The organism is Streptomyces sp. NPDC014889, from assembly GCF_043081205.1.
In the GTDB taxonomy this organism is placed as follows: domain Bacteria; phylum Actinomycetota; class Actinomycetes; order Streptomycetales; family Streptomycetaceae; genus Streptomyces.
This window is the reverse complement of the sequence record NZ_JBIBWH010000011.1, coordinates 82378-100397: the sequence shown is the minus strand read 5'-3', so window position 1 is coordinate 100397 and position 18020 is coordinate 82378. Positions and strand designations below refer to the sequence as shown.

Below are 18020 nucleotides of genomic sequence, written 5' to 3'. Positions count from 1 at the left end.
CGAGCGGGGTGCGGGGACTCAGCCCTTGCTGACCATCGAGCGGACGAAGAAGCGCAGGTTGGCCGGCTTCTCCGCGAGGCGGCGCATGAAGTAGCCGTACCAGTCGGTGCCGAAGGCGGTGTAGACGCGCATGCGGTGGCCCTCGGCGGCCAGGCGCAGGTGCTCGTCGCTGCGGATGCCGTACAGCATCTGGAACTCGTACTCGTCGAGCTTGCGGCCGGCGGTGCGGGCCAGTTCCTGCCCGATCGAGATCAGGCGCGGGTCGTGGGAGCCGATCATCGGGTACCCGTCGCCCCGCATCAGAACGCGCAGGACGCGGACGTACGCCTTGTCGATCTCGTGCTTGTTCTGGTAGGCGACCTCGGCGGGCTCCTTGTAGGCGCCCTTCACCAGGCGGACCCGGCTGCCGTTCGCGGCGAGGCGGCGGGCGTCGGCCTCGGTGCGGAAGAGGTAGGCCTGGATGACGCAGCCGGTCTGCGGGAAGTCCTTCCGCAGCTCCTCGTGGATGGCGAACATCGAGTCGAGGGTGGTGTGGTCCTCGGCGTCCAGGGTGACCGTCGTGCCGATGGCGGCGGCGGCCTCGACGACCGGGCGCACGTTCTTCAGCGCCAACTCGTGACCGTGTTCCAGGGCCTGGCCGAACATGGACAGCTTCACGGACATCTCGACCTTCGGGCCGAGCTCCAGGTCCTTGATCCGGTCGATCAGCTCCAGGTACGCGTCCCGTGCGGCGGCGGCCTGCTCGGGGGTGGTGATGTCCTCGCCGACCACGTCCATGGTCAGTTCCAGGCCCCGGTCCGTGAGGTCCTCGACGATCGGGACGATGTCGCCCACGGTCTCGCCCGGAATGAAGCGGTCGACGACCTGCTTCGTCCCCGGGGCCGCCGAGATCAGGCGTCGCATCCGGTCGCTGCGCGACGCGGCGAGAATCACGGGACCCAGCACGGGGCACCTCCACACGAACAAGCAACAAGGCCGCGACCCCACGGTTCGGGGGCGGCACGGAGAACCACCGTGAAAGTAAAGGTTTCCTCAGATCGTCGGCCATCGACAGCTGTCACGCATCCGCGCACATGATCTCAGACAGATGTATGAAGGCCCGGCGGAAATGGGGGAGAATGCCCGAGTGACATCCAGTTACAAGGGTGACTACCAGGAGCTGGTCGACGAGATCTCGGAGCTGCTCGGCGCGCCGGCCACCCTGGAGAACCGGAACTTCGAGCTGATCGCCTTCGGCGCCTACGACAGCGAGGGCGACCTGGATCCGTCCGCCCTGGACCCGGTGCGCACCCGCTCGATCCTCACCCGCCGCTCCACGTCGGCCGTCCGGCACTGGTTCGAGGGCTTCGGCATCACCCGGGCGACCGGTCCGGTGCGCATTCCGCGGACCCCGGAGGCGGGCGTGTACCGGGGGCGGATCTGCCTCCCGGTCCGCCATCGCGGTGTCGTCCTCGGCTACGTCTGGCTCCTGGACTACGACCCCGGGCCCACCGAGCAGCAACTGGCCGCGGCCATGCTGGTGACCGGGCGGATCGGCGCGCTGCTGGCGGACGAGGCCCAGCACGGCGCGGACCTCACCCGGGAGCTGCGGGCGGTGCTGACCGCCGAGCCGGGCTGGCCGCGGGACATGGCGGTGGCCGAGCTGCGGACGGCCCTGGGTGTCCGCGCGGACGGCCCGCACACGGTGGTGTGCGTGGCCCCCTGGCCCTCGGCTGACCCGGACGACGCGCCCTCGGTGCGCACCCTGCCCGGCGCCAGGGCCCTGTGCGCGATCCCCTGGGGGACGACGGGCCAGAGCCTCGCGCTGCTGGTCAGCCTGCGCTCCACGGACACCCTGACACCGGCGGTGACGGCGGCGACCCGCCTGCTGGAACGGGCGGCGGGGCGGTCCGGCGGCGCTCCCCGCACGGCCGCGGGAAGCGCACGCGCCGGCGCCGGGGGCGTCGCCGTCGGACAGGCGGGAGACCCCGAGGGCGGCGTGGGCCGCACCGGTGCGGCAAGCGGCGGAGCCGCCCGGGACGCGGCCGCCGGATGGAACGGCGGCCCTGGCCGGATCGCCGGGGGAGCTTCACGCGGCGGAGCCGGAGGCGGCGGGGTGGCCGCCGGGATCGCCGCGGCGCGGACGGGGCTCGCCGGGCTGGGGACCGCCTGGGCGGAGGCCTCGGCGGCGGCGCGGGCCGCGCTGGCGGAGCCGCGGCTGGGGCCGGTCGCGCAGTGGGCGGCCATAGGCCCGTACCGGCTGCTCACCTCGCTGCCCCCGGAGGCCGCACACGACCCCGCCCTGCACGCGCTGCTCTCCCCCGCCCACCGGGAGCTGGCCCGCACCGCCGAGGTCTACCTCGACTGCGCGGGCCAGGCCGGGCGCACCGCCGCCGAGCTGGGCATTCACCGCCAGACCCTCTACTACCGGCTGTCCCGGGTGGAACAGCTGACGGGCCTCGACCTGGACGACGGCGAGGACCGGCTGCTGCTGCACATGGCCCTGAAGGCGGCACGACTCTAGGAGTTGCGTCCGGTTCCTTCGATGACCCGGCGCAGGCCCTCGGTGAGCTGGTCGGCGTCGGTCGCGGAGTCGGAGTCGAAGAGCCACTGCACCATCAGGCCCTGCAACAGGGTCTGGTAGAGGCGGCCTTCGCTGTCGACGGTCTCCTTGCTCTGGTCGGCCTCGGGGATGCCGTTGAACAGCGGCAGCAGCCCGGAACGACCCTGTTCTTCCGCCTCCACCAGCATCTTGCGCACCTCGGGGAGCCGGTCGCCCTGGAGGACGATCTCGAAGCCCAGCAGCCAGATCCCCCGTGACTCGGGCATCGAACGGATGATGTTCGCCCACACCTCGCGGAAGCGCTCGAGCGAGCCGGGAGGCGCCTGGCTGGTCCCGCCCGCGCCCCACCCGGGTTCGAACCGGTCGCCCATCCCCTCGATGAGGGAGACGTACGCCTGCACCAGCAGCGCGTCCTTCGAGCCGTAGTGGTATCCGATCGACGCGAGGTTGGTCCCCGACTCCTTCACGATGTCGCGCGCGGTCGTGCGCACGAACCCCTTCTGCAGCAGGCAGCGCTTGGCGCCCTCCAGCAGGTCCTCACGGTGTCCCATGCCGGCCACCTTACCCGTGATCCATACAACCGTCCTAGACAACTGATTTATACAAGCGTCCTAGACAAGCGTTTAAGACGTGCGTACATTGCTGGGCATGACGAACTCGACGAGCACCACCACGACCCCGCCGCCCGTGAACCCGCCGCGCGCCGGGCGCCGCGAATGGACCGCTCTCGGCGTGCTGATGCTGCCGCTGCTGCTGGTCTCGATGGACGTCTCGGTCCTGTACTTCGCCATCCCCGCGATCAGCGCGGACCTGGAGCCGAGCGGCACCCAGCAGCTCTGGATCTTCGACATCTACGCCTTCGTCCTGGCCGGCCTGCTGATGACGATGGGCTCGCTCGGCGACCGCATCGGCCGTCGCAGGCTGCTGCTGGTCGGCGCCGTCGCGTTCGGAGCCGCCTCGCTGGTGGCGGCGTACGCGGACAGCGCCGGGACCCTGATCGCCGCCCGCGCGGTCCTCGGCATCGGCGGGGCGACCCTGATGCCGTCCACGATGGCGCTGGTCCGCACAATGTTCACCGACCCCGCCCAGCGCGCGAAGGCGATCGGCATCTGGTCGGGCGTGATGACCGCGGGGATCGCGCTCGGCTCCGTGCTGAGCGGCGTGCTGGTCCAGTTCTTCTGGTGGGGCTCGGTGTTCCTGGTGAACCTGCCCGCGATGGTGCTGCTGCTGGTGCTCGGCCCGCTCCTGCTGCCCGAGTCGAGGAACCCCGAACCGGGCCGCTTCGACCTGCTGAGCGTGCCGATGTCCATGGCAGCGGTGCTGCCCGTGATCTACGGCCTGAAGAAGATCCCGTCCGAGGGCGTCCACCCGCTGTACGTCGTCTCCGTCGCCGTCGGCCTGCTCTTCGCGGCCCTCTTCGTCCACCGTCAGCGCACGGCGGCCTCGCCGATGATCTCGCCGGCCCTGTTCCGCGGCCGTGGCTTCGCGCCCGCGGTGGTCCTCAACCTCGTCTCGTCCTTCGCAATGCTGGGCTCGGCGTTCTTCACCACGCAGTACCTGCAGTCGGTGCTCGGCAAGAGCGCGATGGAGGCGGCCCTGTGGGCACTGCTGCCGTCCGTGCCGATCGGGATGGCCGCGCCGGTCGCCGCCGCGCTGGTCCAGAAGGGCGTCAACCGGGCCTACGTCGTGACGGCGGGCTTCGCGGTCGCCGCGGCGGGCTACGGCATGCTGGCCCTGGCCGGCCCGGACTCGCTCTGGCTGGTGCTGGTCGCGGCCGGTGTCCTCGCCTCGGGCATCGTGGCGGTGCTGTCCCAGATGACCGACCTGGCGCTGAGCGCGGCCCCGGTGGAGAAGGCGGGCGCGGCCTCCTCACTGCTGGAGACCGGCGCGGAGTTCGGCGGCGCCCTGGGCATGGCGGTCCTCGGCTCGATCGGCACGGCGATCTACCGTCACGGGATCCCGGACTCCGCCCCGGCTGCGGCCCACGAGACCCTGGGCGGCGCGCTGGCCGTCGCCGGTCATCTGCCGGGACGCACGGGAGACGCCCTGGCCACCGCCGCCCGGGAGGCCTTCACCAGCGGAATGCACGGCGCGGCGCTCACCGGCGCGGCGATCCTGCTCCTCGCGGCGATCGGAGCGGCGACGACACTGCGCCGGATCCACGTCAGGGAAGCGGCGGCGCCGGTCGCGGAGTCCGAGGCGGCGGAGGCCGCGGCCTGAGAACACACAATCGCCGGACGGACTCCAGGAGCCCGTCCGGCGATTGAGGACGAGGCCGTTCAGGCCGAAGCGGGGTCTGGGGGCGCAACCCCCGGGGAACGGTGGCCTCAGACCAGGTTCACCGAACGAGCGGACGTCGCACCGATCTCCTCGGCAACCTCCGTGAGGACCCCCGCGGGCACCGTGTCGTCGACCGTCAGCACCGCCAGCGCCTCTCCGCCGGCGGCCGCACGGGCGACCTGCATACCGGCGATGTTGATGCCGGCCTCGCCGATGACGCGGCCGACGGTGCCGACGACGCCGGGGCGGTCCTCGTAGCGCAGGACGACCATGTGGTCGGCGAGCGCGAGGTCGACGTCGTACTCACCGACCGCGACGATCTTCTGCAGGTGCTTGGGGCCGGCCAGCGTGCCGGACACGGAGACCTCCTCACCGTCCGCGAGCGTGCCGCGGACGGTGACGACGTTGCGGTGGTCGGTCGACTCCGAGCTGGTGGTCAGGCGCACCTCCACGCCCCGCTCCTGGGCGAACAGCGGCGCGTTGACGTAGGACACCGTCTCGTCGACGACGTCCTCGAAGACGCCCTTGAGCGCGGAGAGCTCCAGGACCTTCACGTCGTGCTGGGTGATCTCGCCGTACACCTCGACGTCGAGGCGGACCGCGACCTCACCGGCGAGCGCGGTGAAGATGCGGCCGAGGCGCTCGGCGAGCGGCAGGCCGGGCTTGACGTCCTGAGCGATGACGCCGCCCTGGACGTTCACCGCGTCCGGCACGAGCTCACCGGCGAGGGCGAGGCGGACGGACCTGGCGACGGCGATGCCGGCCTTCTCCTGGGCCTCGTCGGTGGATGCGCCCAGGTGCGGGGTGCACACGACCTGGTCGAACTCGAACAGCGGCGAGTCCGTGCACGGCTCCTTGGCGTACACGTCCAGACCGGCGCCCGCCACACGGCCCTCCTTGAGGGCCGAGTACAGCGCCTGCTCGTCGACGATCCCGCCGCGCGCGGCGTTGACGATGCGCACGCTCGGCTTGACCTTGTGCAGCGCCTCCTCGCCGATCAGGCCGAGGGTCTCGGGCGTCTTGGGCAGGTGCACGGTGATGAAGTCGGAGACCTCGAGCAGCTCGTCCAGCGTCAGCACCTTGACGCCCATCTGCGCGGCCCGCGCGGGCTGCACGTACGGGTCGTAGGCGACGACCTTCATGCCGAAGGCGGACATGCGCTGGGCGACCAGGGCGCCGATGCGGCCGAGGCCGACGACGCCGAGGGTCTTCTCGGCGAGTTCCACGCCGGTGTACTTGCTGCGCTTCCACTCGCCGTTCTTCAGCGCGGCGTTGGCCTGCGGGATGTTGCGGGCGGTGGCCAGGAGCAGGCCGCAGGCGAGCTCGGCGGCGGTCACGATGTTGGAGGTCGGGGCGTTGACGACCATCACGCCGGCCTTGGTGGCGGCGGATACGTCGACGTTGTCCAGGCCGACGCCGGCTCGTGCGACGACCTTGAGCTTGTGCGCCGCGGCGACGGCCTCGGCGTCGACCTTGGTCGCCGAGCGGATCAGAATCGCGTCCACGTCGGCGATGGCGGGGAGCAGTTCGGCCCGGTCGGCGCCGTTGCAGTGCCGGATCTCGAAGTCCGGGCCGAGCGCGTCGACGGTCGCGGGCGACAGCTCTTCAGCAATGAGTACGACGGGTTTCGAGCTCACGTGAGTCCTCACAGATCTGGGGGCACCTCCCATGCCTTGAAAAGCTAGGGGGGAGCATGCGGACGGCCGTGTCCCGACGGCCGCAGGCGGAGGAGGGGGCTAGCCGCGTGAAAGACGCACGACGCTGTGGGCCTGACGCGTTGTAGTTCAGAAGTGTAATGGCGTCGCCCGCATCGTATTGCGCCACCGCGGAAGGATCACCCGTCCGTGGCCGGCCGGGCGGGACGACACCGCGAACCGGCCATGGACCGCGGGCGTCGCCGGGTTCGCCGAAGGGGCCGGAGCGGTAGTGCTCCGGCCCCTTCGGCGCGAGGCTCACGCCTCCTCGTTCACCCAGCTCATGAGCTTGCGCAGCTCCTTGCCCGTGGTCTCCAGGAGGTGCTCGGAGTCCTGCTTCTTGTACTCGTTGTACTTCTTCAGACCGCCGTGGTACTCGTCCATCCAGGTGCGCGCGAAGGAGCCGTCCTGGATCTCGGCGAGGACCTTCTTCATCTCGGCCTTGGTGGCGTCGGTGATGATGCGCGGGCCGGTGACGTAGTCGCCCCACTCGGCGGTCTCGGAGATCGACCAGCGCATCTTCTCCAGGCCGCCCTCGTACATGAGGTCGACGATCAGCTTCAGCTCGTGGAGGCACTCGAAGTAGGCGATCTCCGGCTGGTAGCCCGCCTCGACCAGGGTCTCGAAGCCGGCCTTCACCAGCGCGGCGGTGCCACCGCACAGGACGGCCTGCTCACCGAACAGGTCGGTCTCGGTCTCCTCGGTGAAGGTCGTCTTGATGACGCCGGCGCGGGTGCCGCCGATGCCCTTGGCGTACGACAGGGCCAGCGCGAAGGCGTTGCCCGAGGCGTCCTGCTCGACGGCGACGATGCAGGGAACGCCGCGGCCCTCCTCGTACTGGCGGCGCACCAGGTGGCCCGGGCCCTTCGGGGCGACCATGCAGACGTCCACGCCGGCCGGGGGCTTGATGAAGCCGAAGCGGATGTTGAGGCCGTGGCCGAAGAACAGCGCGTCGCCGTCCTTCAGGTTCGGGGCGATGGACTCCTCGTAGACCTGGGCCTGGATCGGGTCCGGCACCAGGATCATGATGACGTCGGCCTCCGCGGTGGCCTCCGCCGGGGTGACCACGCGCAGGCCCTGCTCCTCGGCCTTGGCCTTGGACTTGGAGCCCTCGTGCAGACCGACCCGGACGTCGACACCGGAGTCGCGCAGCGACAGGGCGTGGGCGTGGCCCTGGCTGCCGTAGCCGATGACCGCGACCTTGCGGCCCTGGATGATGGACAGGTCGGCGTCAGCGTCGTAGAACAGCTCGGCCACTTTGGGTTCTCTCCTTGGTGTGCAGTTGGTGCTTCCCACCGTATGCCGGTGGGGGGACGGGAGGTCTGGAAGTCTCGGTATCCGGGCGGCCGGTGTCACCCGGCCGCCCGACCCGGATCAGGCGGAGCGGTCCAGGGCCCGCAGCGACCGGTCGGTGATCGAGCGGGCGCCGCGTCCGATCGCGATCGTGCCGGACTGGACCAGCTCCTTGATGCCGAACGGCTCCAGCATCCTGAGCATGGCCGTCAGCTTGTCGCTGGAACCGGTGGCCTCGATGGTCACGGCCTCCGGGGAGACGTCGACGGTCTTGGCGCGGAACAACTGGACGATCTCGACGATCTGGGAGCGCGTCTCGTTGTCGGCGCGCACCTTCACCAGGACGAGTTCGCGCTGCACGGCCTGCGCCGGCTCCAGCTCGACGATCTTCAGCACGTTGACCAGCTTGTTGAGCTGCTTGGTCACCTGCTCCAGCGGGAAGTCCTCGACGCTGACCACGATGGTGATGCGGGAGATGTCGGGGTGCTCGGTGACGCCGACCGCGAGGGAGTCGATGTTGAAGCCGCGGCGGGAGAACAGGGCGGCGATCCGGGCGAGGATGCCGGGCGTGTTCTCGACGAGGACCGAGAGGGTGTGCTTGGACATGGTTCTCACTCAGCTCTCTGTCAGTCGCCGTCGTTGTCGCCGAAGTCGGGGCGGACGTCCCGGGCGGCCATGATCTCGTCGTTGGAGGTGCCGGCCGCGACCATCGGCCAGACCATCGCGTCCTCGTGGACGATGAAGTCGACCACGACCGGGCGGTCGTTGATCGAGTTCGCCTCCTCGATGGCCTTGTCGAGGTCCTCAGGGGACTCGCAGCGGATGGCGTAGCAGCCCATGGCCTCCGACAGCTTCACGAAGTCGGGGACGCGGGTGCCCCTGGCCTCCGGGTTGACGTCGTCGGGGCCGGAGTGCAGCACCGTGTTGGAGTACCGCTGGTTGTAGAAAAGGGTCTGCCACTGGCGGACCATCCCGAGGGCGCCGTTGTTGATGACGGCGACCTTGATCGGGATGTTGTTCAGCGCGCAGGTGGTGAGTTCCTGGTTGGTCATCTGGAAGCAGCCGTCGCCGTCGATCGCCCAGACGGTCTTCTGCGGCTGCCCGGCCTTGGCGCCCATCGCGGCCGGGACGGCGTAGCCCATGGTTCCGGCGCCGCCGGAGTTCAGCCAGGTGGCGGGCTTGTCGTACTGGATGAAGTGCGCGGCCCACATCTGGTGCTGGCCGACGCCCGCGGCGAAGACCGTGCCCTCGGGTGCGAGCTGCCCGATGCGCTCGATGACCTGCTGCGGGGAGAGCGAGCCGTCCGCGGGCTGCTCGTAGCCGAGCGGGTAGGTCTCGCGCCAGCGGCCGAGGTCGTTCCACCAGGCGGTGTAGTCGCCGCGGTGGCCCTCGCTGTGCTCCTTCTGGACGGCCTGGATCAGGTCGGCCAGGACCTCGCGGGCGTCCCCGACGATCGGCACGTCGGCGGCGCGGTTCTTGCCGATCTCGGCCGGGTCGATGTCGGCGTGGACGATCTTGGCGTACGGGGCGAAGCTGTCCAGCTTGCCGGTGACGCGGTCGTCGAAGCGGGCTCCGAGGGCGACGATCAGGTCGGCCTTCTGCAGCGCGGTGACGGCGGTGACCGCACCGTGCATGCCCGGCATTCCCACGTGCAGCGGGTGGCTGTCGGGGAATGCGCCGAGCGCCATCAGGGTGGTGGTGACGGGCGCTCCGGTGAGTTCCGCGAGGACCTTCAGCTCGGCGGTGGCGCCGGCCTTGATGACGCCGCCGCCGACGTAGAGCACGGGCCGCCGCGCGGAGGTGATGAGCTTGGCCGCCTCGCGGATCTGCTTGGCGTGCGGCTTGGTGACCGGGCGGTAGCCGGGCAGGTCCATGACCGGCGGCCAGGAGAAGGTCGTCTGCGTCTGCAGCACGTCCTTCGGAATGTCGACGAGGACCGGACCGGGGCGGCCGGTCGAGGCGATGTGGAACGCCTCCGCGATCGTCTTCGGGATGTCCTCGGCCTTGGTGACCAGGAAGCTGTGCTTGGTGATCGGCATCGTGATGCCGACGATGTCCGCCTCCTGGAAGGCGTCGGTGCCGATCGCCTTGGAGACGACCTGGCCGGTGATCGCGACCAGCGGCACCGAGTCCATGTTCGCGTCGGCGATCGGCGTCACCAGGTTGGTGGCGCCCGGGCCCGAAGTGGCCATGCAGACGCCGACCTTGCCGGTCGCCTGGGCGTAACCGGTGGCCGCGTGGCCCGCACCCTGTTCGTGACGGACGAGCACGTGGCGCACCCGGCTGGAGTCCATCATCGGGTCGTACGCGGGAAGGATCGTGCCGCCGGGAATGCCGAATACGGTGTCGACCCCGACCTCCTCAAGCGAGCGGATGAGGGACTTCGCACCCGTGACACGCTCGGGCGCGGACGGGTGTCCTCCGGATCGGGGCCGCGGCTGCGGATGAGGGGCCCCGGTGGCCTGCTCGGTCATCGGCATTCTCTTCTCGATGCTGAGGGTTTATGCGAGGTTTGGGCGGAGTTCGGGTGCCGCACGCCAGGTGCTCGTGCAACAAAAAACCCCTCGTGCCGCAAGGCAAGCGAGGGGAAGCGCGCCGGTGTGGTCGCTGGGTTCCGGATCGTCGTCCGGTGATTCCCAGCTCAGCCGACGCGCTGTCCAAGTACGAGAATTCGGGTGCGCATGGAAATGACCCTCCCTCCGGCACGCACCCGGTGTCAAGTGGGTGGGACGGGAGTCTCATCATGTGAGCGGAAGGCCGGCCCGCCTCCGAAGACGACGGGCACTCCCGCCGCCGTGTAGGCCCCGGTGCTTCCGCCGGCGAACACCGGCTCGGCCGGACCGTGCGGCACCTGGTAGTGGCCGCGGGTGAGCGCCCGGCGCAGCCGGTACTCGTCCAGCGGGCCGGAGAACGCCATGCCCTGCCCGTGCGTGCAGCCCATCGCGCGCAGGGCCACGACCTGCTCCGGCAGGTCCACGCCGTCGGCCACGGAGCGGAGCCCGAGGTCGCCGGCGATCCGGAGCAGACCACTGGTGATCTTGTGCAGCCGGGCGGACTCGACGACGCCCTCGACCAGACTGCGGTCGAGCCTCAGCACGTCGACGGGGAGCCTTCTGAGGGCCGTGACCGCCCCGTGGCCACTGCCGAAGCCGTCCAGCGCGATGCGCACACCGAGCCTGCGCAGGGCGGCCAGGCGCCGCTCCAGCTCGTCCAGCGGCACCCGCGGGTCGGCGTCGGACAACTCGATCACCAGGGCGCCGGACGGCAGCCCGTGCCGGGTCAGCAGGGCCTCCACGGTGCCGGGCGGCAGCGAGCGGTCCACCATGCGGCGGGCACCCATCCGGACCACCACGGACACGCTCGGGCCGGTCGCGGCGGCGCGCTCGGCGGCCTGCGCCACGGCCTCCTCCAGCATCCAGCGGCCCAGTTCGGCCGTCCGGTCGCTGTCTTCGGCCACCCGCAGGAACTCGGCGGGGGTGAAGAGCACGCCCTGCGAGGACCGCCAGCGCGCCTGGGCGGCGACCGAGGTGATCCGCCCGTCGTCCAGACGGACCACCGGCTGGTGCAGCAGGGTGAACTCGCCCTCGTGCAGGGCGTTTCTGAGCCGGGTGGTCAGCTCCGCCCTGCGGACCACGTCCTGCTGCATCTGCGGCTTGTACAACTCGACCCGGCCCTTCCCCGCCGCCTTGGCGCGGTACATGGCGAGATCGGCGTTGCGCAGCAACTCCCCCGCGCCGAGGCCCGGTTCGGCGAAGGCAACGCCGATGGACGCGGCCACCCGGACATCGCTGCCGTCGATGGCGTACGGCTGCGACAGCGTCACCCTGAGGCGGTCGGCGAGCTCCAGGATGTGCCGTTCGCGGGCGGTGCGGTCGCGGGTGCCGTCCCCGACGATCAGGGCCGCGAACTCGTCGCCGCCCAGCCGGGACGCGGTGTCCCCGTGCCGTACCGCCTCGTGGAGTCTGCGGGCGGCCTGGACGAGCAGCTCGTCACCGGCCTGGTGCCCGATGGTGTCGTTGACGGCCTTGAAGCCGTCGAGGTCGATGAAGAGCACGGCCGTGCCGTGGTCGGTCGAACGGCGGCCGGACAGCGCCTGCTGGACGCGTCTGGTGAACAGCGCCCGGTTGGGCAGGTCGGTGAGGGGGTCGTGCTCGGCGTTGTGCTGGAGCTGCGCCTGGAGGCGCACTCTCTCGGTCACGTCCCTGCTGTTGAAGATGAGGCCGCCGTGGTGGCGGTTGACGGTCGACTCCACGTTGAGCCAGCCGCCGTGGCCGGACCGGAAGCGGCACTCGATGCGCGCGGTGGGCTCCTCCAGCGGGCTGGCCACCAGGAAGCGGCGCACCTCGTGCACCACGGAGCCCAGGTCCTCCGGGTGGATGAGCCCGGCCAGTTCGGTGCCGACCAGTTCCTCCGCGGGCCGCCCGTACACCCCGGCGGCGGCCGGGGAGACGTACCGCAGGATGCCGTTGGGCGCGGCGATCATGATGACGTCGCTGGAGCCCTGCACCAAGGAGCGGAAGTGGTTCTCCTGCTGGGCCAGTTCCTGGGCGAGGGCGATGTTGTCGCGCAGCACGATGCCCTGGCGCACCACAAGCACCAGCACGACGGCGCCGGCGGTGATCAGCACCACGCGGTCGACGCTGTGGCCGACGAGCGCGTTGTACAGGACCCCCAGCGTGCACACGGCCGCGGCGAGGTACGGGGTGAGGGCGGCGAGGGACCCGGCGACGGGCCGGCCGGCCGGATACCGGTCGTGGTCCGCGCCCGGTGCGGGCGGCCCGCCGGGCACCGGACGCGCGGCGGCCGACTGCTGTCCGGGCACGTGGTCGTCCACCGCGCGCGCGTGGTCCTCGGGGCCGTGCCCGTAGGCGTCGGCCACGCGCGCGTGGCCGTCGGCGGAGCGCGGACCCGGGTCGCACCCGTCCAACTGGTGACCCTCCGACCGGTCCCCCCGGGACGGGTCCGTCTCGTACGGCTCCGTGTCGTGCCGGCCGGGGGCCGGGCGGCCGGGACGGGGCGCCGCCCAGGGGGCGTACGCCAGGAGCAGGGAGCCGGCGAACCAGCCGGCGTCGAGCAGTTGTCCCGAGCGGTAGCTGTTGTGCAGCAGCGGCGAGGTGAAAAGGGCGTCGCACAGCACGGTCAGGGCGAGCGCGCCGATCGCCGTGTTCACGGCGGTGCGGTTGATCGAGGAACGCCGGAAGTGCAGCGCGAGCACCATGGAGACCAGGGCGATGTCCAGCAGCGGGTACGCCAGCGAGAGCGCGGTGTGCGCGACGCTCGACCCGTCGAACTTGGCCGCCTGGGCGAGTGCGAGGCTCCAGGAAAGGGTGAGCAGCGAGCCGCCGATCAGCCACGAGTCCAGCGCCAGGCACATCCACCCGGCCCTGTTCGCCGGCCGCTTGGCGAGCACGAGCAGGCCGACGATCGCGGGCGGCGCGAAGCACAGGAAGAAGAGGTCGGCGTAGCTGGGACTGGGCACGGACGCGCCGAGGACGACCTCGTACCACCCCCAGACCGAGTTGCCCAGGGCCGCCATCGCCGAGGAGAGGGCGAACAGCAGCCAGGCGGTTCGAAAGCGGACGTGGCGGCCGCGGGCGTACAGCGCGCACGAGACGGCGGCGGCGCCGGCCGCGGCGCTCAGCCCGAAGTCGCCCATGAACAGGGCGAGCTCGCTGGACCCCCAGCCGCACGCGGCGCCGACGGCGTATCCCGCGCACACCAGGGCCAGCAGAAGCTGCGGTGCCAGTCTCGGCCGGCAGTCGGTGGCCGGCGGCCGGGACAGCAGCGTCCCCGGCGCGGGCGGCGTCCGCAGCGCGCCGTCGAACGCGGTCATGGTGGGCGGTGGCGGGCTCACCGGGACCTCCCGGTCCGTGCGCCCGGGTCCCCCGGCTGCCGGTGCGCCGGGTGGGCACGCCTCCGGCGGCCGCCGGGCCTGCGGTGGTGGTGATGGGTGTGGTGGCCGCGTCTGCGCGCGGCCGTGCGCCAGGGCCGCCGGTGGCGGCCCCGCCGCGTCGGATCGTTCGTCCATAGGCCGTGCATCGCCCGTCGCCCCCCTCGCAGTCTGAAATGTCCATCCCCGGCGCCGAACGGTGCGCGGCGCAGCCCCTGTCGGGACGATACACCAGTCTCGTCACTCAGGGACATAGCTTCTCTACGCTCCGTGACGACCAGCATCGATGCGGGCACGGAACGCATCTGGATGATCGCGGACCGTACCCGAAGCGGATCAGGCGCTTTCCCTGCCCGTCGTCAGAACCACGTTGGCGAGCGGCTCCTGGTTCACGAAACGGCGCAACTGGCCCGCCAGAAGCCGCTCGGCACGTGGCCGGAACGCCGATGTGGGGCCGCCGACGTGGGGGCTGATCAGCACTCCCGGAGCGTGCCACAGCGGGTGGCCCGGGGGCAGCGGCTCGGGGTCGGTGACGTCGAGGGCGGCGGTCAGGCGGCCACTGTCCAGCTCGGTGAGCAGCGCACCGGTGTCGACGACGGGGCCGCGCGCGACGTTCACCAGCAGTGCGCCGTCCTTCATCCGCGCCAGGAAGTCCGCGTTCACCAGTCCGCGCGTGGACTCCGTCAAGGGCGTGGACAGGACGACGACATCGGCCTGCGGGAGCAGGGAGTGAAGAGCGGTGAGCGGATGCACCGGACCGCGCTCCGTGGTGCGCGCGGAGCGCGCCACGCGCGCCACCCGCGCGACCTCGAAGGGCACGAGCCGGTCCTCGATGGCGGCCCCGATCGAGCCGTAGCCGACGATGAGGACGTTCTTGTCGGCGAGGGCCGGGTGGAAGCCGCCGCCCCACTCGCCCCGGTCCTGGGCCCGGACGAAGTCGGGGATGCCACGCAGCGAGGCCAGGATGAGCGCCAGCGCGAGCTCGCCGGTACTCGCCTCGTGCACCCCGCGCGCGTTGCACAGCCGTACGCCCGGCGGCAGGTGCCGCAGGCCCGGCTCCACCTGGTCGGTACCGGCGGACAGCGTCTGCACGACCCGTACGGAACTCATCCGGGGCATCGGGCGCAGACCGACGCCGCCGGGCTTCATGTACGGCACGACGTAGAAGACGCAGTCGGCGGGGTCCGCCGGGAACTCCCCGGCGCCGTCCCAGAAACGATAGGAGGGCCCCTGCGGGAGCCCCGCGATCTCGTCCGGCGGAATGGGCAGCCATACGTCAGCAGTCATGCTCAGGAGGCTATGCCAGGGGCACGCGGCGCCAGAGGTTAGGTTGGTGGGCCCTGGGAGAGGGAGGGTTACGGCCAAGTGGAGCGCAGGACGATCGGCGCGACGGCACTCGCGGTGGGGGCCGTCGGACTGGGGTGCATGCCGATGAGCTGGGCCTACAGCGCGTCGCGGCAGCGGGGCGCGGAGTCGCTCAGGGCCGTGCACCGGGCGCTGGACCTGGGCTCGACGCTCCTGGACACGGCCGACATGTACGGCCCGTTCACCAACGAGCTGCTGCTGGGGCGGGTGCTGAAGGAGCGGCGGGCGGACGCCTTCGTCTCGACGAAGGTCGGCCTGCTGGTGGGCGAGCAGCACATCGTGGCCAACGGCCGTCCCGGCTATGTGCGGCGGGCGTGCGACGCCTCGCTCAGGCGGCTCCAGACGGACGTGATCGACCTCTACCAGTTGCACCGCGCCGATCCCGAGGTCCCGGTCGAGGAGACCTGGGGGGCGATGGCGGAGCTGGTGCGGGCCGGGAAGGTGCGGGCGCTCGGCCTGTGCGCGGTGGGTGCGCGGGGCCGGCGCCGGTCCGGCGCGCGGCTGCACGACGGAACGGTCCGCCAACTCGAGCGGGTGCAGCAGGTCTTCCCGGTCAGCGCGGTCCAGGCGGAGCTGTCGGTGTGGTCGCCGGAGGCGCTGGAGTCGCTGCTGCCGTGGTGCGCGGAGCGCGGGGTCGGCTTCCTGGCGGCGATGCCGCTGGGCAACGGCTTCCTGACCGGCACGCTCACCCCGGGCCAGGGTTTCGAGCCGGAGGACGTACGGGCCCGGCACCCCCGTTTCACCGCCGAGATGATGGCCGCGAACCAGCCGGTCGTGGCCGGCCTGCGGCGGACAGCCGCCCGCCACGGTGAGGACGTCACCCCCGCCCAGGTGGCCCTGGCCTGGGTCCTGGCCCAGGGCCCCCACGTGATCCCGGTCCCCGGCACCAAGCAGGAGCGCTGGGTCACGGAGAACGCGAACGCGGCGGGACTGCGCCTGACCCCCGAGGACCTGACGGAACTGAGCCGCCTGCCACGGGCCCAGGGCTCGTGGGACTGAGCCGGGCCCCGCGCTGGTTGGCGACCGGCCGGGCCCGGGAACGACCTTGGCCGACTCCCGCCGCCGCGCGTGGGTTTCGGGTGATCGGGAACCTGGGAGGCGTGGGCGGTGTAAGACAGGTGGAACCCGCCGTGTGAAAGGACGAAGATCGTGCGACGTCGAGCTGTGACGGGCGTGCTGGCCGCCGCCCTAGTGCTGACGGCCGGCTGCTCCTCCGGGGCCTCGTCGGCCGGTGGGGACGGCATGGCGCCCGGCCGTACGACGGCGGTGGCCTCGCCGTCCGGGCAGGCCCCCACGGAGACCGCGCCGCCCGCCAAGGGCTCGGTGAAGGTCCTGCGCACGGTCGCGGAGGGCCTGAACAGCCCCTGGGGACTGGCCCCGCTCCCCGGCGGTGGTCTCCTCGTCTCCTCCCGCGACCAGGCGACGATCACTCGGATCGACGAGAGGACCGGGCAGAAGACCGAACTGGGCAAGGTGTCCGGGGTGTCCCCGGAGGGCGAGGGCGGCCTGCTGGGCATCGCGCTCTCCCCGGACTACGCCTCCGACCACCTGATCTACGCCTACTTCACCTCGGCCTCGGACAACCGCATCGTCCGGATGCTGTACGACGACAAGAAGCCGCCCGGCATGCAACTGGGCGCCCCCGACACGATCTTCAAGGGCATCCCCAAGGGCGTCATCCACAACGGCGGCCGGATCGCCTTCGGCCCCGACAGGATGCTCTACGCGGGCACGGGCGAGACCGGTGACCGGGGCCTGGCCCAGGACAGGAAGTCCCTGGCCGGCAAGATCCTGCGGCTGACCCCGGACGGCCGGCCCGCCCCGGGCAACCCGTTCCCCGACTCCCCTGTGTACTCGTACGGCCACCGCAATGTGCAGGGCCTGGCCTGGGACGACAAGCAGCGTCTCTTCGCCTCGGAGTTCGGCCAGGACACCTGGGACGAGCTGAACGCGATCAAGCCGGGCGACAACTACGGCTGGCCGGACGCGGAGGGCAGGTCGAACGACCCGAAGTTCCACAACCCGGTGACCCAGTGGCACACGGACGTGGCCTCCCCCAGCGGCATCGCCTACGCCCGGGGCTCCATCTGGATGGCGAGCCTGAGGGGCGAACGCCTGTGGCGCGTCCCCCTGAGGGGCACCAAGCTCTCGGCGGCCCCCGAGGCCTTCCTCACCGGCACCTACGGCCGCCTGCGCACGGTGGTCCCGGCGGGCGGCGACAAGCTCTGGCTGGTCACCAGCAACACCGACGGCCGTGGCACTCCGAAGAAGGGCGACGACCGGATCCTGGAACTGGAGGTGACGTAGGCCCCGTCCCCGGCCCTGATCCTGGCCCCGGTTCCAGGTCTAGGCCCCGGCCCTCACTCCTCCCCGCCGGCTGCGGCCTCCTCCTCGAAGGGCTCGGGCGGGCGTACGACGACCTTCCCGGAAGCTAGGGCGTGTTTCGAAAGTCCCGCCTGCCCCGCAACGCCTGGCACGGCGCCTCGCCGCGTTGTCGGGGTCGCCCGCGTAAGCCCAGTACGCGGGCGACCCTCCGCCTTGCGATGCACCGCACCAGACGCCGTGGGGCCCGCCCTCCGGGCGGACGGCGCCACTTTCGAAACACGCCCTAGTGCCGCGGCAGGCAACGTTTGCCCGTGAAGGAGCGGCGTCCGGTGCGTGCTCTGGGGGTCCCCCCTGCTCGAAGAGCTTGGGGGAGTGCCGGCCGGAAGTCCTCGTACTGGACGTACTTGGGCTTTCGGCCGGTGCGGCGAAAGTGCGTGCCGGGCGTCGCGACGGGGCGAACGTTGCCTGTCGGGGCACTAGGTCGATCGGCCCGCGCCCGGGATCGTTGTCCCCGACGTCCTCCCGGGTCAGCTCCAGCCGGTTCTGCTCGTCCCGGGTGTGCTTGCGGCCGGGCGCGAACAGTTCCTCGAAGACGTTGAACACGGCTCTCCTCCCGGTCGGGTCGGTGCCT

General features: G+C 71.5%; 12 protein-coding genes and 1 pseudogene. 4 read left to right on the top strand and 9 right to left on the bottom strand.

All coding sequences use genetic code 11. The features are described from left to right. Positions 1-18: 18 nt before the first annotated feature. Complete coding sequence (locus ACF09J_RS22755; protein WP_392307269.1) at positions 19-945, bottom strand: proline dehydrogenase family protein; 927 nt, start codon at positions 943-945, stop codon at positions 19-21. 181 nt (positions 946-1126) lie between these two features. Here ACF09J_RS22755 and ACF09J_RS22750 point away from each other — a divergent pair, with 181 nt between their 5' ends. After that, positions 1127-2503, top strand: coding sequence for a PucR family transcriptional regulator (locus tag ACF09J_RS22750; protein ID WP_392307268.1), 1377 nt, complete (start codon positions 1127-1129; stop codon positions 2501-2503). On the opposite strand, the gene ACF09J_RS22745 is transcribed toward ACF09J_RS22750, so the two are convergent. Beyond that, on the bottom strand, positions 2500-3093 hold the full coding sequence (locus ACF09J_RS22745; protein ID WP_392307267.1) for a TetR/AcrR family transcriptional regulator: 594 nt from the start codon (positions 3091-3093) through the stop codon (positions 2500-2502). The genes ACF09J_RS22750 and ACF09J_RS22745 overlap by 4 nt on opposite strands. Positions 3094-3190: 97 nt before the next feature. Between ACF09J_RS22745 and ACF09J_RS22740 the strand changes: the two genes are divergently transcribed. Then, a complete protein-coding gene (locus ACF09J_RS22740; protein WP_392307266.1) occupies positions 3191-4762 on the top strand; it encodes an MFS transporter in 1572 nt (523 codons plus the stop codon). Positions 4763-4869: 107 nt separating this feature from the next. On the opposite strand, the gene serA is transcribed toward ACF09J_RS22740, so the two are convergent. The 6 genes from serA to ACF09J_RS22710 form a co-directional block, all read right to left on the bottom strand. Beyond that, the gene (gene serA / locus ACF09J_RS22735; RefSeq protein WP_392307265.1) at positions 4870-6459 is read right to left on the bottom strand and encodes a phosphoglycerate dehydrogenase; all 1590 of its coding nucleotides are present in this window, start codon (positions 6457-6459) and stop codon (positions 4870-4872) included. 315 nt (positions 6460-6774) lie between these two features. Then, on the bottom strand, positions 6775-7773 hold the full coding sequence (ilvC, locus tag ACF09J_RS22730) for a ketol-acid reductoisomerase (protein ID WP_141358082.1): 999 nt from the start codon (positions 7771-7773) through the stop codon (positions 6775-6777). 117 nt (positions 7774-7890) lie between these two features. After that, positions 7891-8415, bottom strand: coding sequence for an acetolactate synthase small subunit (gene ilvN / locus ACF09J_RS22725; protein WP_392307264.1), 525 nt, complete (start codon positions 8413-8415; stop codon positions 7891-7893). Positions 8416-8435: 20 nt separating this feature from the next. Next, positions 8436-10283: an acetolactate synthase large subunit gene (locus ACF09J_RS22720; RefSeq protein ID WP_392307263.1), complete on the bottom strand. Its 1848-nt coding sequence runs from the start codon at positions 10281-10283 to the stop codon at positions 8436-8438. Positions 10284-10525: 242 nt separating this feature from the next. Further along, a complete protein-coding gene (locus ACF09J_RS22715) occupies positions 10526-13663 on the bottom strand; it encodes a putative bifunctional diguanylate cyclase/phosphodiesterase (protein ID WP_392307262.1) in 3138 nt (1045 codons plus the stop codon). Between the two features lie 372 nt (positions 13664-14035). Continuing rightward, entirely contained in the window at positions 14036-14986 is a 951-nt protein-coding gene (locus tag ACF09J_RS22710; RefSeq protein WP_392307261.1) for a 2-hydroxyacid dehydrogenase, read from the bottom strand. Positions 14987-15064: 78 nt separating this feature from the next. Between ACF09J_RS22710 and ACF09J_RS22705 the strand changes: the two genes are divergently transcribed. After that, on the top strand, positions 15065-16063 hold the full coding sequence (locus ACF09J_RS22705; protein WP_392307260.1) for an aldo/keto reductase: 999 nt from the start codon (positions 15065-15067) through the stop codon (positions 16061-16063). Between the two features lie 150 nt (positions 16064-16213). Then, positions 16214-17371 carry a PQQ-dependent sugar dehydrogenase gene (locus ACF09J_RS22700; protein ID WP_392307259.1) on the top strand — a complete coding sequence of 386 codons (1158 nt, stop codon included), beginning with the start codon at positions 16214-16216 and terminating at the stop codon, positions 17369-17371. Positions 17372-17836: 465 nt separating this feature from the next. On the opposite strand, the pseudogene ACF09J_RS22695 reads toward ACF09J_RS22700, so the two are convergent. Further along, a pseudogene (locus tag ACF09J_RS22695) lies at positions 17837-17992 on the bottom strand (DUF6191 domain-containing protein); the annotation flags it as partial. Positions 17993-18020: the final 28 nt, after the last annotated feature.